This is a genomic window from Corynebacterium spheniscorum (assembly GCF_900113445.1).
Taxonomy (GTDB): Bacteria; Actinomycetota; Actinomycetes; order Mycobacteriales; family Mycobacteriaceae; genus Corynebacterium; species Corynebacterium spheniscorum.
In genome coordinates this window covers 122,189-137,262 of sequence record NZ_FOPJ01000001.1, presented here as the reverse complement: position 1 = coordinate 137,262, position 15,074 = coordinate 122,189, and the positions used below count along the sequence as shown (strand labels likewise).

Annotated in this window: 14 protein-coding genes; all 14 read right to left on the bottom strand. The window is 58.7% G+C overall.

Annotated elements, in window-relative coordinates:
- Nucleotides 1-143: 143 nt before the first annotated feature.
- The 14 genes from eccB to BMZ01_RS00575 all read right to left on the bottom strand — a co-directional run bounded on the left by eccB (nt 144) and on the right by BMZ01_RS00575 (nt 15,070).
- Entirely contained in the window at nt 144-1,763 is a 1,620-nt protein-coding gene (gene eccB, locus BMZ01_RS00640) for a type VII secretion protein EccB (RefSeq protein ID WP_092283374.1), read from the bottom strand.
- A 141-nt stretch (nt 1,764-1,904) separates the two neighbouring features.
- Nucleotides 1,905-4,085, bottom strand: coding sequence for a DUF6541 family protein (locus BMZ01_RS00635; protein ID WP_092283372.1), 2,181 nt, complete (start codon nt 4,083-4,085; stop codon nt 1,905-1,907).
- 73 nt (nt 4,086-4,158) lie between these two features.
- On the bottom strand, nt 4,159-4,995 hold the full coding sequence (gene truA, locus BMZ01_RS00630; RefSeq protein ID WP_092283370.1) for a tRNA pseudouridine(38-40) synthase TruA: 837 nt from the start codon (nt 4,993-4,995) through the stop codon (nt 4,159-4,161).
- A 170-nt stretch (nt 4,996-5,165) separates the two neighbouring features.
- On the bottom strand, nt 5,166-5,705 hold the full coding sequence (rplQ, locus tag BMZ01_RS00625; RefSeq protein WP_092283368.1) for a 50S ribosomal protein L17: 540 nt from the start codon (nt 5,703-5,705) through the stop codon (nt 5,166-5,168).
- A gap of 122 nt (nt 5,706-5,827) precedes the next feature.
- Nucleotides 5,828-6,844 (bottom strand): DNA-directed RNA polymerase subunit alpha, encoded by a 1,017-nt coding sequence (locus BMZ01_RS00620; RefSeq protein ID WP_092283366.1) that lies wholly within the window; start codon nt 6,842-6,844, stop codon nt 5,828-5,830.
- A 209-nt stretch (nt 6,845-7,053) separates the two neighbouring features.
- Entirely contained in the window at nt 7,054-7,659 is a 606-nt protein-coding gene (rpsD, locus tag BMZ01_RS00615; RefSeq protein ID WP_092283364.1) for a 30S ribosomal protein S4, read from the bottom strand.
- Nucleotides 7,660-7,683: 24 nt separating this feature from the next.
- Nucleotides 7,684-8,088: a 30S ribosomal protein S11 gene (gene rpsK, locus BMZ01_RS00610; RefSeq protein WP_092283362.1), complete on the bottom strand. Its 405-nt coding sequence runs from the start codon at nt 8,086-8,088 to the stop codon at nt 7,684-7,686.
- A 3-nt stretch (nt 8,089-8,091) separates the two neighbouring features.
- Complete coding sequence (rpsM, locus tag BMZ01_RS00605) at nt 8,092-8,460, bottom strand: 30S ribosomal protein S13 (RefSeq protein WP_092283360.1); 369 nt, start codon at nt 8,458-8,460, stop codon at nt 8,092-8,094.
- Between the two features lie 270 nt (nt 8,461-8,730).
- Nucleotides 8,731-8,949 carry a translation initiation factor IF-1 gene (gene infA / locus BMZ01_RS00600; RefSeq protein ID WP_092283736.1) on the bottom strand — a complete coding sequence of 73 codons (219 nt, stop codon included), beginning with the start codon at nt 8,947-8,949 and terminating at the stop codon, nt 8,731-8,733.
- Between the two features lie 296 nt (nt 8,950-9,245).
- Entirely contained in the window at nt 9,246-9,989 is a 744-nt protein-coding gene (locus BMZ01_RS00595) for a L,D-transpeptidase (protein ID WP_223845833.1), read from the bottom strand.
- 245 nt (nt 9,990-10,234) lie between these two features.
- Nucleotides 10,235-11,044 carry a type I methionyl aminopeptidase gene (map, locus tag BMZ01_RS00590; protein ID WP_092283358.1) on the bottom strand — a complete coding sequence of 270 codons (810 nt, stop codon included), beginning with the start codon at nt 11,042-11,044 and terminating at the stop codon, nt 10,235-10,237.
- Nucleotides 11,045-11,335: 291 nt separating this feature from the next.
- The gene (locus BMZ01_RS00585) at nt 11,336-11,881 is read right to left on the bottom strand and encodes an adenylate kinase (RefSeq protein ID WP_092283356.1); all 546 of its coding nucleotides are present in this window, start codon (nt 11,879-11,881) and stop codon (nt 11,336-11,338) included.
- Complete coding sequence (gene secY / locus BMZ01_RS00580) at nt 11,878-13,203, bottom strand: preprotein translocase subunit SecY (protein ID WP_092283354.1); 1,326 nt, start codon at nt 13,201-13,203, stop codon at nt 11,878-11,880. Before secY ends, BMZ01_RS00585 begins: the two co-directional genes overlap by 4 nt.
- Before the next feature lie 718 nt (nt 13,204-13,921).
- Nucleotides 13,922-15,070: a hypothetical protein gene (locus BMZ01_RS00575; RefSeq protein ID WP_092283352.1), complete on the bottom strand. Its 1,149-nt coding sequence runs from the start codon at nt 15,068-15,070 to the stop codon at nt 13,922-13,924.
- Nucleotides 15,071-15,074: the final 4 nt, after the last annotated feature.

The following is a 15,074-nucleotide window of genomic DNA, read 5'->3' as shown; positions in this document are numbered from 1 at the left end:
CTGCGCCTTTTACACAGATCTTCAGTACCCCCACAGGAAGCGTCCAGATTCACCTCTTTTAGCTGGGAAAAACGTTAATGACCTAGGAGCTCACACACTCCTGACGTGGGGGCAGCTAGGCGGAGGCTCTGCGGCAGTACTCTTCACCATGCATCACCCGAAAGCAGGTCTTCGGAAGTGCCATCGAAGCCAAGGGCATCGAGGCCATGGCCGCCGGCCGCAAGGCCATCGGCCACAGGGTCATCAGGACCAGAGCTCCCCTGGTCCACGTGCTCCGCTCGGTCCACCTGCCCGGCCTGTCCGACTGGCCCGACCTGGCCAACCGAAAGTCCTGGCACGCGGATTTGGCTGGCCACATTGGGATCCAACACCGCACCTTCGGGCAGCAGACGGATAATCTCCCACCTGGCTCGCCGCAGAGTCGGCAAGCCCAACACATCCGGGTGAATATTCGGGGCCAGGTGGTGGCGAATCCCCTCATCGCTAATCACCCAAATGCTGCCATGCTCCATATCGCTGATCACCCCCACCGCGCCCCACATTTTCTTCTCCGCAGGTTTCTTCTGCTCATGCCAATTGTCCTCATTTAGCAGGGCGCGGTGGAAGAAGAGCTCATATGCGGGTTTGTGCCCATCCGCGCCACGCGGTACCGCAATCCCACCATCAAAAGGCGGTATCTCCCCTGCCTCAGGTGGTGGCAACACCACATCTGTGTGGGGTTCCACGCTTCCTAATACCCGCAAGCTCGCCCCACCATCGGGTTGCTCCCACGCCGCATCTTCAGGCGAGCTAAAACACAGCGTGTGTGGGTCCGCAATATGCACTGCCTTCTTCGGCAGATGCAGGTCATATTCAGCGCGCGGCTGAGTAGCGCTGTGTGCACGGCTCATTTCAAAGAAATCCGCCCCGGCGCTTAAAAGAATTTGCCCTTGGGTATAGCTAATGGGGATCAGCTCTATCTCTCCGGGGAAGCGCATCCAGCGTGGGTTCGCTGGGTTTTCTCCTACTACTTCCGGTAGTGGTTCCGGCAGCATCATCGGCGGGTACTCGTCCAGCACATTGATCAGCTCACCGGGTAGGTCCCGCACCGCGGTGGCCGAGTCGATGCCTAAGACCTCGCGAATCGCCTTCCCGGCGCGAGTATGCGCTTCCGGCAAGCGGCTGCGGCCCTTATGGTCGACCAGCCATTGCTGGCCTTCGGCGCTAATAATGACCGCTGCTTCCGCCGGTAGTGCATGCACCTGGGCGCCGGAAGGGGCTTCTAAAATATCCACGCGCTCTGGTACGGCTTCCCCACTCCCGCTGGTGTGGCATAACGCCCAGGGACGATCCGGGCTAGGGTGCGGCGCGATCACGGTGGGGGCACCACTAATCCCTACTGGGCCGCCGCGTTGTGCTTGGCCGAAGATTTCCGCGGAAATTTTTGCTGGTTCCGCGGCTTCATTAAGAATCAGCCGTGCCGAACTCAGATCGCTCACCGGGTGGTAGATATCCGCTATCCGCACATACAGCGCCCCTGATTCGGTGCGCACCAAGGGCGCATCACCGGGGTTAGGTTTAGGGGCCATAAAGGCAAAAAGCCCAGACCCCAAGGCCATCAGCACGCACGCTACTAGCCCAAACACCAGGGCACGGCGCCGCCGGCTGAGTGGGTCGTGGATCATGCGGATATCGCCTAAAACCAGGCCGTGTTCCAGGCGCCTTACTAAGAAGCGATGCCCGGATACCTGCGCACGGCTAGTTGGCAAAAGGACAGAGCCCATTGTTCCCCCCGAAAAGCTATGTAAAAATTTTTCCCGCCCCCGGTATTACCGGTCTCCTATCCTAGCCAGTCCACACCGCCGAAGGGAAGGGCAACCACCGCAGCCACAACGCCCCCCACAACGCCCCGCAAGCGTCACCGCCTACCGCGCCGGGCGGTGGAAGATGGTCTTGCCATCTTCATCTACCGGCAAAGGCGGCAGCGGCTCCGGGGAATTCCCTGGTGCGCGCATGGCTTTTAGTTCCTTATCGCTAAAAGCATCATTGACGGCGAAGATGCTCACCTGGTGGTCGTGGTAGATCGGGGTGACTCCCGGGGTGAACCATAGGCCTTCGGTTTGGCGCAACAAGGTCGGCTGGAAATTCCAGAAGTTACCAGGTGAAACATAGATATAGTTCACCTTCAGGTCGCGGGCGGCTTGGTCCACGCGGTTAGGGGCATCCGGGTCACCATCATTGCCGGCACCGAGTTTGCTGGGATAGCGGTCTAAGTATTCGGTATCGGATTGGTAGCCGCTAATGGGCCAGGCGTAGTGCCGGGAGATCGAGGGCAAGCCGTTATAGGCATACATCCAGCCATGCCCATCAGCTGGGGTGCCGAAGATATGCCCCTCATAGGCGCGTGGTTGGGTAGCTAACCAATCAAAGGCTTTGAGGTCATAGTCGTCGACCATGCGTCCATCGCGGGCAGAGGAAATCGCCCAACGATCCGCCTTCGAGATTTCCTTATCGGCATGCACCACTACCCCATAGCCAATCACCCCAGTAGCGGCCACGGAGACCACCGCAGAGAACCACCACCACAAGGGCACTTTATTGCCTAGGGGTGCGGCGGTAATCAGCCGCACGAGGCTGACTATCCCAATGGCGGCGGCCGCGATGGTGAGCATGGCTACCGGCATGATCAGCCGGTGTGCGGTGTTGTAGTGCAGGCCACCAACAATGCCCAGTAATTTCCCGGCAACGTTATCGAAGGGCAACAGCGCATTCACGGTGATCGCTAGGCTTAATGCCCAGAGCGCCAGGCCCCAGATATTGCGCCGCCACACGGCCAACACCAGCGCCCCAATGGCGGCAAAGATCAATAGCCAGGTGACATCCAAGGGCCCCCACTCTTCGGTGTGGCGGGTTTGCAGCTCAATCGCGCGCCACCAGGATTCTGAACGGGTAAGGTCCTCGGTGGCACTAAAGGCATTGACTTCTTCGGTTTGGCGCGCGCCCACCAGAATCTGCGGGGCGATCAGCAACACCCCGGCGATCCCAGCTACCGCGAGGAAAAGGACGTCCCGCACCCGCGCCTTAACCGCCCCACCCGCACTGGGGCGCCAGAGTTTCTCGCCGAGCCACCACAGCCCCAACCCCAGCACCACAATCGTGGCGCTCGCGGGGTGCAGCTGCACAATCCCGGTGAGAGAAAGCGCGGCGGCGAAGATCCTGACGGGGCGTTCCGGCACGCTCATGAAAAGTGCTAGCACCACCCCGGAAAACGCCACGGCCGTAAGGTAGGGCCAAAAGCCGACGTAGTAGCCCACCCAGTACAGGGCGGGCACACCGAGTACCCCTAGCGGTGCGAGTGCGGCAGCTAGCTGCGCGGTGAGCCCGCGGTTACCCACCAGCTTCCAGGCCAGCAGCCCCACCGAAAGCGGCAGCCCGATGGCGGGAAGCAGCACCCCGGCGAGGTTGATGGACTCAATGACGCTGATGTGGGCGAGGTCTTTAAATACCCACACCCCGGCGTGCCAGGCGGTTGGGTAGTAGCTAAAAGCCTGGGTTTCGATATTTTGGAGCTCACCCATGCGCGTGGGTGAGGCGATACCTTCGAGCTCAATGAATTGCACCACGCTGGCGTGCCAGTGCACATCCCAGCCTTGGAAGATGCTTTCTACCCCACCGTTGTCGGATTCTTTGAGGTATTTCAAGGCGCGGGTGGCTAGCAAAAATATTGCGGAAAGCGCGCCGAGGCCGGGAAGTACCCAACTCCCGTCGGCTAAACCTAGAAGCGTCGTCCGCCGCCACCAGGGCAGTTCCTGCGCGGGCTCGCCACCGAGGCGCACGATCTCGGGGGGAAGCAAAAATCTGCGGGCCAGTAGTCGCCAGATAATCCCTAGCCCCAGAAAACCTGCGAAAACCACGCTGATGGTGGGAATATCGAAGCGTCCGGGGGTCAGTCCGATCAGCCAGGAGGCGAGCCCGTAGATGCCGAAGCTGACGGGGATGCTGCCGAGTAGTGCCCAGGGAAGCCGCAGCCCGGAGATGAGGTTGAGGAGGAATCCGGGGAGGATGAAGACAGCGAGGGCGATGAAAAGGACCTGGGAGATGTCCATGATGGGTGCTGTCTTCCTTCTCCTTGGATGAGCAGTTTCTGTGCGCTCACAGCTTAGCGTGCTGCGGCGGGTTTTAGAGGGCGGCGCGTTTGGCGCGAGTCTTTAAAGCACGCTTTTCGAGATCGGCGGGCGGGGGGTAGTCAACGCCGCTTAAGGTCAGGCCGCGGGCTGGGGCTGGCCGCACCTGGGGGCTGCGATGCCGGAGATTGAGAAGCTCGGCGGTGAAGTTGGGGGCCTGCTGGCCCTGGCCGATGGCAAGGCAGGTACCCACCAAGGAGCGCACCATATTCCAACAAAACGCATCCGCGGTGACCTCTGCGATATAGAGCTGCGGTTCTTCTTCGGTGGAGGCATCATGCCAGTCGAAGCGCTCGAGGGTGCGGATGGTGGTGGCGTACTCACGAGGTTTGCAAAAGGCGGCGAAGTCATGCAGGCCAAGGAGGGTATCGGCGGCGGCTTGCATGAGTGGAAGGTCCACTGGGCGGGGCCAGGTGGCGGTATCGATGGTGCGGGTGGGTAAAGCGCCACGGGGATGCGTGGTGATGCGGTAGCGGTAGTGGCGGCGCAGCGCGGAGAAGCGTGCGTCGAAGGTATCGGGGACTTCCGTGCAGGCGTGGACGCGCACGTCTTCAGGCAGAAGACGGGCCAGGCGGCGTACCAGGCGGTTGGGGTCGCCATCGATGCTGCGCTGCTGGAGGGCCTCATCGGGGACATCGAAGTGCGCGACCTGCGCGGTGGCGTGCACGCCGGCGTCGGTGCGTCCGGCGACGGTGAGTTGGAGTTCGGGGTGTCGCAGGATCATGCGCAGGTTGTCTTCCAGCACACCTTGGACGGTGCGGAGCTCGCCTTGTTGGCGGGCCCAGCCGTGGAAGTTGCTGCCGTTATAGGCGAGGTCGAGTCTGATGCGCATGTGAGTGTGTGTGGGATTCTGTGGTTGGTGGGTGCTGTGCGTGTGCTGTGCCGGTGGGTGCTCTGGAATAAGGATCACCCCGTGTGCTTGCAATATCTAGCAAGCTAACACGGGGTGATCTTAGTGCGCGAGAAGTCCCTAAAGCTTAAGGGCGAAAGTGTCCGGAAGAATTAGTCTTCCTTGGCTTCGCTTTCTTCAGCTTCTTCGGTCTTCTCTTCAGCCTTGGGGGCCTCTTCGGCTTCCTCAGCCTTAGGAGCTTCTTCAGCTTCTTCGGCCTTGGGGGCTTCTTCGGTCTTTTCAGCCTTCTTGGAAGCAGCGGCGCGGACGGCGCGCTCAGCCTCAGCAGTCACGGTCTCTTCCATAACCAGGGAGATCTGCGACATGGGGGCGTTATCGCCGGCGCGGTTTTCCAGCTTGATGATGCGGGTGTAGCCACCATTACGGTTCTCGAAGGCCGGGGCCAACTCGTCGAATAGGTGGGCAACAACATCCTTCTGCGGGATGTGCTTCAGCACTTCGCGGCGGTCAGCAAGAGTGCCGGACTTAGCCTTGGTGATGAGCTTTTCCGCATAGGGACGAAGGGTCTTAGCCTTCGCATCGGTGGTCTTGATGGCACCGTGCTCGAAAAGCTGCGCGGCCAGGTTGGAAAGAATCTTCCGCTGGTTGGCCGGAGAGCCGCCGAGACGGGCGCCCTTCTTTGGGGTAGGCATGGGGGATACTCCTCGTGTACAGGATCGTAGTGTCCGAACGCTCCGCTGTGGGGAGCTCCTTGGAGGTTCCTTGGGAGGTTTCCTTTAGGAGCGCACAGCGGCAGGGCTCAGGTCAGGGCGTTTTACTCGAAATCTTCGGGCTCGTGGTCGATGAAATCGCCAGTCTCAGCGTCGTAGCCTTCCAGCGTCGTCGGATCGAAATCCTCCGGGGCGTCCTTCAGGGTCAGCCCCAAGCTGGCGAGCTTGATCTTTACTTCATTGATCGACTTCTGGCCGAAGTTGCGGATATCCAGCAGATCCGATTCGGTGCACTCAGCGAGCTCACCGACGGTGTGGATTTCCTGGCGCTTCAGGCAGTTATAGGAGCGAACAGAGAAGTTCAGGTCTTCGATCGGCATGCCGTAGGCGGCAATGAATTCGGTTTCCTGCGGGGAGGGCCCAATTTCAATGCCTTCAGCAGCGGTGTTGAGCTCACGGGCGAGGCCGAAGAGTTCAACAAGGGTTTTGCCGGCAGAAGCCAGAGCATCACGTGCGGTGATGGAGTTCTTGGTCTCGACATCAATGATCAGCTTGTCGAAGTCGGTGCGCTGCTCAACACGAGTAGCTTCCACCTTGTAGCTGACCTTCAGCACCGGGGAGTAAATCTGGTCGACCGGGATGCGGCCGATATCAGCGATGCTGGGATTCAGCGCTGCCGGAACATAGCCGCGGCCACGTTCCACAACGAGTTCCATGTCGAGCTTGCCCTGCTCATTCAGGGAAGCGATGTGCAGATCCGGGTTGTGGATCTCCACGCCAGCCGGGGGTTGGATATCACCAGCGGTGACCTCACCCGGGCCTTCCTTGCTGAGGTACATGACCACCGGCTCATCAGAGTCGGAAGACAGAACCAGTCCCTTGACATTCAGGACGATGTCGGAGACATCTTCCTTCACGCCGGAGATAGTGGTGAACTCGTGGAGCACACCATCGATCTTGATGCTGGTCACTGCAGCCCCCGGGATGGAGGACAGCAGGGTGCGACGCAGCGAGTTACCCAGGGTGTAACCGAAACCGGGTTCCAGGGGTTCAATGATGAACTTGGAGCGCGCGGAGTCGATGTAATCCTCGGTGAGAGTCGGCCGCTGGGAAATGAGCATGGGATGTTTCTCCTTTTTCTGACGCCCGCCATATGACGTCGGAAAGGGCAATAAGACGGCGTTGAGTTGAAGATTTATGCTTCCCCACACACGCTTCCAGCGCTATGCGGCGGTGCGCATCACTGCTAGTAAATAGTTCTTAGCGTGGTGCGCGCCTGCCCTGGCGCTGCTGCGTGTTAGGGGTGTGAAGCGCCCTGAGATTTCAGGGATTACTTCGAGTAGAACTCGACGATGAGCTGTTCCTGGATCGGAACGTCGATCTGGGCACGCTCGGGCAGCTGGTGCACGAGGATGCGCAGGGTTTCGGGAACGACCTGCAGCCATGCCGGCACGACAGCGTCGGCCAAGCCCAGCTGAGCTTCTTCGAACCAGAGCATCTTGCGGGACTTCTCACGCACGTCGATGATGTCGTACTGCGACACCTGGTAGGAAGGCACGTTGACCTTCTTGCCATTGACGAGGAAGTGACCGTGGGACACCAGCTGACGGGCCTGGCGGCGGGTGCGAGCCAGACCAGCGCGGTAGACCACGTTGTCCAAGCGGGATTCCAGCAGAACCATGAGGTTGTCACCGGTCTTGCCGGGGCGACGGTTCGCTTCGAAGTAGTAGCGACGGAATTGCTTTTCCATCACACCGTAGGTGAAGCGAGCCTTCTGCTTTTCCTGCAGCTGCAGCAGGTACTCAGATTCCTTGATGCGGGCGCGGCCAGCCTGTCCCGGGGGGTAGGGGCGACGCTCGAAGGCCATATCTCCGCCGACGAGGTCGACGCGGAGGCGACGCGATTTACGTGTAACGGGTCCGGTATAACGGGCCATAATTCTTACCTTTTCCTTTCCCTATTAGACGCGGCGACGCTTCGGCGGACGGCAACCATTGTGCGGCTGCGGAGTCACATCCGAGATCGAGGTGACCTCGAGGCCGGCGGCCTGGAGGGAACGGATAGCGGTCTCACGTCCAGAGCCGGGGCCCTTGACGAACACGTCAACCTTCTTCATGCCATGATCCATAGCCTTGCGGGCTGCGGATTCGGCGGCCATCTGAGCAGCGAAGGGGGTGGACTTACGGGAGCCCTTGAACCCAACGTGACCAGAGGAAGCCCAGGAGATGACAGCACCCTTCGGGTCCGTGATGGACACGATGGTGTTGTTGAAGGTGGACTTGATGTATGCGTGGCCTTCGGCCACATTCTTCTTAACGACGCGGCGGCCAGTGCGGCGCGCGCCGGAGCGAGTCTTCGGAGGCATGGATTACTTCTTCTTTCCGGCGATCGTCTTCTTCGGACCCTTGCGGGTGCGCGCATTGGTCTTGGTGCGTTGGCCACGAACGGGCAGGCCACGACGGTGGCGCAGACCCTGGTAGCAGCCAATTTCAATCTTGCGGCGAATATCGGCCTGAACCTGGCGGCGAAGGTCACCCTCGACCTTCCAGGTGGACTCGATGACATCACGCAGAGCAGAAACCTGTTCGTCGGTGAGGTTGTCGGTGCGCAGGTCCGGGGAGATGCCGGTCTCCTCCAGGAGCTTCGCGGCACGGGCGGGGCCAATGCCGTAAATGTAAGTGAGAGCAACCTCCATGCGCTTATTGCGCGGGAGGTCAACTCCAGCAAGACGTGCCATTAGGCAGTACCTTTCCGGTTGTTACGGTGGTTTTCTCCCTGTTCGTCCTCACCACCCGGTGGTGTTTGTCACCCGGACGGAAAATCCCGGGCTTACACCGTGAATCATGAGGCTTCGGCCACCGTGGCCAAAGGTTGTTGTCAGCGCGTGCCCTACTTGGCGAATATCAAGCGTCGGTGTCAGGGAGTTGCGATAACTCGGTGACTACCGACGCCCAGTGAAGATATTCAGCAGGGGCCTCGCACCTAAAAACAGGGAGGCGTGTGCTTCTTACTTGTAGCGGTAAACGATGCGACCGCGGGTCAGGTCATAGGGCGAAAGCTCCACTACAACCCGGTCTTCGGGGAGGATGCGGATATAGTGCTGACGCATCTTTCCGCTGATGTGAGCCAGTACCTTGTGACCGTTGTCAAGCTCGACTCGAAACATTGCGTTAGGAAGAGATTCGACAATGCGACCCTCAACCTCGATGGCGCCTTCCTTAGCCATATCCTCCACATTCCCGGTGCCGGGGAATTCAAGTCCCGACACCTGTAAGTTGTTGTGTTTACCTTGGTGCGTGCGCAAAACCCCACATCTGGGCAGGCCAGAGGTGGTGCACATACACCAACGGAGCACTTTACCGGCGTGAGCATGGAAAAAGCAACCCGTGTTATCCACCAATGAGGTGGACGGGTTGCTTTTGTGGCTTTAGTGACCATGCCGGGCGGTGTGCTCCAAGCACTGCAGCCCCTTAGCGACCGTGGGGGTTGCACCCCACGCTAAGGAGTATCCGAGGTGATTTATTAGTAGATGTAGATCAGATCACCGGGGTGCAATTGGTCGAAGTAGGTGACGGCATCCTGGTGCATCAAGTGGATGCACCCATGGGAAAGCCAATCGACGCGGCCTTCATGGAAGGCGTGGCCGGCGTGGGTGAAGTACACGGCATAAGGCATGGGCGCATTATCGAAGGGGATGGACACCTCATCGCGAACCTTACGCACCACGCTGAACATCCCGCGCGGAGTTTCCGTTTCCGGCCCCGGGGCGCCAGCCGACATTACGGCCGGGCCGTAGGTGACATAACCATTGTGCTGAATCCAGGTGCGGTTGCCATTAAGGTCCACGCACACGCGGGCCTCCACCGGGCAGGGGCTATCAATGCGGTAGCCGCCATGGTGCGGGTTCGGAGCAGGTGCCGGTGCCGGGGCGGGAGCAGGTGCCCAGCCGCCGCTGCGCTCATTAATCAGGCCTGGGAACATGCCGTTGACGGCCCCATCAACAGCTTGACGGGCCTGTTGGGCGAGCTGCGGGGGCAAAGCACCGGCAGCGTTATGAAGATTATTGCGGGTATCCCAAGCGATATTGCGCAGGTCCTGCTGGGAGGAACCGACGAAGATCTGGGGCATATCAGAAGAGCCAACCGCAGCCGAAAGCGGATTCGGTGCGGCCTGGGCACTACCTGCCATGGCCGGGGAGACGAGCATGCCAGCAGCTGCGGCGGCGCTCACGAAGGTCAGCGCTGCACGGCGCACAATGGTTTTCATACTCTTTTTAAAGCCTTTCCGGGGGAGGAAATTAATCTTTTGACAGCACAATATCTCTGCTGTGATTCGCGGAGACACCTTACCGTTAAAGTCCCTGCAAGCCTAGTTGATTGTTACATGGGTGTGTCTACAGCCACACCCTAAAACTGTCACGTTGGACTAAAACGCCACTGCTCATAAGCCAGTTCGCACGTGGGGCAACCGCCCGCACACTACCGAGAAGCTCAAGACCAGAAGCTGAAGAACTAATCGGCTATGCTGCGCGGGGTAAGAATCCGCGGGCCATCAGAGGTAGCTGCCACAGTGTGCTCCCAGTGGCTCGACCAGGAGCCATCAATGGTCACTACCGTCCAATCATCTTCCAGCACCGCGGAATCACAGGTACCCAAGGTCAGCATCGGCTCAATGGCTAGCACCGAGCCTTCTGCGATAATCGGGCCTCGCCCGGGTTTGCCCTCATTAGCTAGATAGGGTTCCTCATGCATGGTGTGGCCGATACCGTGGCCGCCGTATCCATCCACGATAAAAAGATCGACGCCAAATTTTTTCTCCGCCGCGCGCGTCGCTAATTCCAGGGCATGGGAGACATCCGTGAGTCGATTCCCCGGCACCATTGCTTTCATGCCTTCATAGAGCACCCAGCGGGTAGCTTCGTTGAGCTTGGCTACTTCCTCATCGACTTCCCCGATCGGGAAGGTCCAGGCAGAGTCCCCTACCCAGCCTTCATAGGTGGCGCCGCAGTCGATGGATACCAGGTCGCCTTCTTGTAACACGGTTTCCTGGTTGGGGATGCCGTGCACAATTACTTCATTAACGGAAGCGCAGATTGACGCCGGGAAACCTTGGTAGCCGAGGAAGGTAGGGATCGCTCCGGCTTCCCGGATGGTCGTTTCGGCGATCTCGTCGAGGTCCTTGGTGCTCATCCCCGGGCGGGCTGCTTCGCGAATATTCACCAAAGCGCGGCCGACGATAGCGCCGGCGGCTTCCATGGCATCAAGTTCGGCGGCGGTTTTAGCGGGGATGCTGCGGCCTTTGCGGCGTTTACGAAAGCCCATGGGGCGGTATCTCAATCTTTCGTGGATCTGTGGGGAGAGGTGGGTCTATGAGGAGGCGGGGCTGCGGGTGCTGACAAAAAGGGGTCTGCTCCGGCCAAGAAGATGCTGCGACAAGCAAAAAGCACGTGCCCTCGCATCACCTCCCGCCACCCCAGCGCATCAACTACGCAAAAGGGGTGCGGTCAGGCGGCGGGCACGTGCTTCATCAGCAAGCCAGCAAGGCACTGCCACTAAGGCACTGCCACGACGGCGCTACCACTAAGGCAATGCCACTAGCACCAGCGGAAAGTCTTACTTCCCGAGTGCCTTCATGGCGCGCTCGTTGATTTCTTCAACTTCGCCTTCGGCTTCGATATTGATGATCGCATCGCCGTAGTGATCAATCAGCGGAGCGGTCTCATCGCGGTACACCGCCATGCGCGTGCGGATGGTCTCTTCATTATCATCAGCGCGACCACGAGCCAGCATGCGCTCAACCACCACATCCTCAGAGACGCGGAAGTTCAGCACACCATCAAGCTTCTGGTCCTGCTCCTTGAGGAACTCAGCCAGGATCTCAGCTTGTTCCACGGTGCGCGGGAAACCATCTAAGAGGAAGCCATTCTTGGCATCATCTTCCGCCAGGCGGGCCTTCACCATGCGTGCGGTGACATCGGTGGGCACCAACTTGCCAGCGTCAATATATTCCTTGGCTTCCAGACCCAGCGGGGTGCCTTCGCCAATATTGGCGCGGAAGAGATCGCCGGTGGAGATATGCGGGATATTCAGCTTTTCCGAAAGGAGGGCTGCTTGGGTGCCTTTGCCGGCACCGGGGGGCCCAAGGAGTACGAGTCTCATTTGAGAAGTCCTTCGTAATTACTTTGTAGGAGCTGGCTTTCGATCTGCTTCACGGTAGTCAAAGCAACCGAAACCAGAATCAGGATCGCGGTGCCACCGAATGCGTTCATGGTGGATCCGGTACCGGACCCCACGCCCATCTCCAAAGCAATATTCGGCAGAACGGCAATCAGGCCCAGGTACAAGGCACCGACGAAGAGCAGACGGTTCATCACGAAGCCCAGGTACTGGGCGGTCGGACGGCCCGGGCGAATACCCGGGATAAATCCACCGTACTTCTTCATGTTCTCCGCCTGGTCGTTCGGGTCGTATTGCACCGAAACATAGAAGAAGCTGAAGAACACAATCAGCAGGAAGTACAGCACAATGTACTGCCAGCTAGAGGGCGTTTGCAGGTAGTGCACCACATTGCGCATCCACCAGTTATCCGGCGGCACAGCCTTACCGGAGTTCACAATCTGCGTGATCAGCACCGGCATATAAATCAGGGAGGATGCGAAGATCACGGGGATAACGCCGGCCTGGTTCACCTTCAGCGGCAGGTAGGTCGAGGAACCACCATATTGGCGGCGGCCGATCATGCGCTTGGCGTATTGCACCGGAATGCGGCGCTGCCCCTGCTCCACAAAGACCACACCCACAACCAGGATGATCACAGCAACCAGCACCATGGCGAACACAAAGCCACCAGAGTTGCTAAACACCATCACACCATCGGTGGGCAAACGGGTGGCAATACCGGCGAAGATCAGCAGCGACATGCCATTGCCGATGCCCTTTTCGGTAATCAGCTCACCAAGCCACATCACCAGCACCGCACCGGAGGTCATCACAACCACCAGCAGCAGCAGGTCAAAGAGGTTGCGATCAGCCTTCAGCACATCCACACCGGCACCCAGCAGCTGCTGGCGATCCGCCAGCGCCACAATGCCAGCAGATTGCAGCATCGCTAATGCCAGCGTCAGATAACGCGTATATTGCATCATCTTCGACTGCCCGGTCTGTCCCTCTTTCTTCAATTCTTCGAAGTGAGGGATCACCACGGTCAGCAGCTGCACAATAATTGAGGCCGTAATGTACGGCATAATGCCGATGGCAAACACCGATAGCTTCAGCAGCGCGCCACCAGAGAACAGGTTCACCAGTGAGTACACACTCGACTGGTCCTGGCTAATCTGGCTGAGCCGTTCGTGAATCGCCGCATAGTCAACACCCGGCGAGGGGATTTGTGCACCAATGCGGTACAGGATGATCAGCGCAATAGTGAAGATGATCTTCTTGCGCAGATCGGCGTCCTTGAATGCCGATATAAGGGCGGACACGTAGCCTCCTGGGTACTCCCGCCAAGGCCCGCGCACGCGCACGCACACAGTCCCCGCGGGACAAGTTGTTCATTCCTGGCCCAGGATTGTCGGGCCCGGACACAATTGACCCCACTACCCTACCAGCCAAAGAAAGGATAACTTAGCCGCGGGTACCCTCACTGGCATGCGCAGGGATTTTCCCGGCACACATCGCGCGCTCCACAGATTTTTTGCTTCATTCGAGATCGGTTTTCCCGCGGCTATGCGCTCCTTATAACGGTATCCACGGGGCTGGGGTTTGCCACGCCACCATCGTGGCCCAACGCGAGTAGTCGAACCCCTGATGTGGTCGGGTGCTCCCGGACCATTTGCTATATGACCTGCCGACGATGGGCTGTGTGCCCGGAAGGTAGTGACATAAAGAAGATTCGACCATGACCTGCGCGGACACATCCCCGGGAGATCAGGAATGTCGCTGGGCTGTCCTCGAGATCGACACGGCCCCGATATCAGCACTGCTAACGGCACGCACAAGGCCCACGCTATGCCACCCCTGATGCGTGTTTCCGGCCCGATTCAGCGAATTTCGAAAAGTGCACCCTCACTCTGCGCACGTGCGCAGAGTGAGGGTGCTACTTACAAAGAGATTTCCCGCAGCAGGGGGATAACCTGAGCTTTCTCTAACTCCGGGTGAATCCCGCTGTATTAGAAGTCGTTGCGCCTTCCGGCAGGAGAGTTATCGGCGTGCCGGGTAGACATTATGTGGGACGGCATAAGGGTTACCCCTTTCGCTATGCGGCAGCGAGAAGAAGCCCTCCAACAAGAACCCACCATCACTAGGCCGCGGGTCCCTTAAAGAAAAGGAGTGCACACGCAGTTCCCGAGCACCACCCTGCGGCTGCGTCACCACATAAATATTTTCACCATCTACCGTGGCAGATACCGGATTCGTATCCGGCGGCAACAACACCTCAGATTGATACACCTCATGGTTCTCAAAATCTAAGGCAATAACCCTTCCCTCATGCAGGAAGCTATAAAGCTTCCCATCAAGAACCTGGAAGGACCTATTCATCTGTCCTTTTTCGGTTTTAGGGAAAAGGTCTCCTATATCCCAGTCTTCCTTAAGCACCACATCAGGCCAACTACCTTCGACAGCGTAGGCATGCAGCCTACCGGAATCATCATAAAAACCGAGATAAGAGCCCTCCTCACTACAGCCTAGGAGAGTCGCACCAGAGGTGAGCTTCGTACCATCGGGGGTTTCGAGCACTACCTCAGTCGTGTCACCGGAAGGATCCATTCGAACCAAGCCCAAGTCCCCAGAGTCAGTAGCTTTTGTCAGCCACGTAGCTGACCCATCATCACAAGCTCGCATAGACGAGACATAATCAGTTATCGAAAAGGAATGGATCCCTTGATCATTCAGAGCAAAAAGACGGCTCGCATAAGAGTTGTCCTGGTCACTGACGTCGAAGTTTAGGACCACTGCGGACCCATCAACTGAGCCAACGCCTTTTAGTTGCTGATTAAGTTCGCCCTCTCCAACATCGAACTGGGATTTCACCTGCAACTGCTCATCTAAAAACAACAGGCTATCGCGGGTTGGCACCACCCAGCCATCATCAAAGCGCTGCATCGAGGGGTAATAAACCGCCTGATAGGACTGCGCCTCCCCGGTGCCATCATCAGTTGCCCAAAAAACATTATTCCGAGAATGCTTATCCAATAATGAGACTGGCTCGGAAATCCCCACCCACTCCCACTCATCGAAAGGGGCAGCAGGAACACCGTTGGCAGAATGGTCCTCTGAAGAGCAGCCAACAGAGAGCAAGCTGGTGGTCAGCAAGCCGAGGATTGCGATAGCAACCCGAAAATTCATCATTGGT

Coding starts and splice junctions, on each gene's coding strand:
- eccB (WP_092283374.1), bottom strand. CDS start 1,763: ATGGGCTCTGTCCTTTTGCCAACTAGCCGTGCGCAGGTATCCGGGCAT.
- BMZ01_RS00635 (WP_092283372.1), bottom strand. CDS start 4,085: ATGGACATCTCCCAGGTCCTTTTCATCGCCCTCGCTGTCTTCATCCTC.
- truA (WP_092283370.1), bottom strand. CDS start 4,995: ATGCGCATCAGACTCGACCTCGCCTATAACGGCAGCAACTTCCACGGC.
- rplQ (WP_092283368.1), bottom strand. CDS start 5,705: ATGCCTACCCCAAAGAAGGGCGCCCGTCTCGGCGGCTCTCCGGCCAAC.
- BMZ01_RS00620 (WP_092283366.1), bottom strand. CDS start 6,844: ATGCTCATTTCCCAGCGGCCGACTCTCACCGAGGATTACATCGACTCC.
- rpsD (WP_092283364.1), bottom strand. CDS start 7,659: ATGGCCCGTTATACCGGACCCGTTACACGTAAATCGCGTCGCCTCCGC.
- rpsK (WP_092283362.1), bottom strand. CDS start 8,088: ATGCCTCCGAAGACTCGCTCCGGCGCGCGCCGCACTGGCCGCCGCGTC.
- rpsM (WP_092283360.1), bottom strand. CDS start 8,460: ATGGCACGTCTTGCTGGAGTTGACCTCCCGCGCAATAAGCGCATGGAG.
- infA (WP_092283736.1), bottom strand. CDS start 8,949: ATGGCTAAGGAAGGCGCCATCGAGGTTGAGGGTCGCATTGTCGAATCT.
- BMZ01_RS00595 (WP_223845833.1), bottom strand. CDS start 9,989: ATGAAAACCATTGTGCGCCGTGCAGCGCTGACCTTCGTGAGCGCCGCC.
- map (WP_092283358.1), bottom strand. CDS start 11,044: ATGGGCTTTCGTAAACGCCGCAAAGGCCGCAGCATCCCCGCTAAAACC.
- BMZ01_RS00585 (WP_092283356.1), bottom strand. CDS start 11,881: ATGAGACTCGTACTCCTTGGGCCCCCCGGTGCCGGCAAAGGCACCCAA.
- BMZ01_RS00575 (WP_092283352.1), bottom strand. CDS start 15,070: ATGATGAATTTTCGGGTTGCTATCGCAATCCTCGGCTTGCTGACCACC.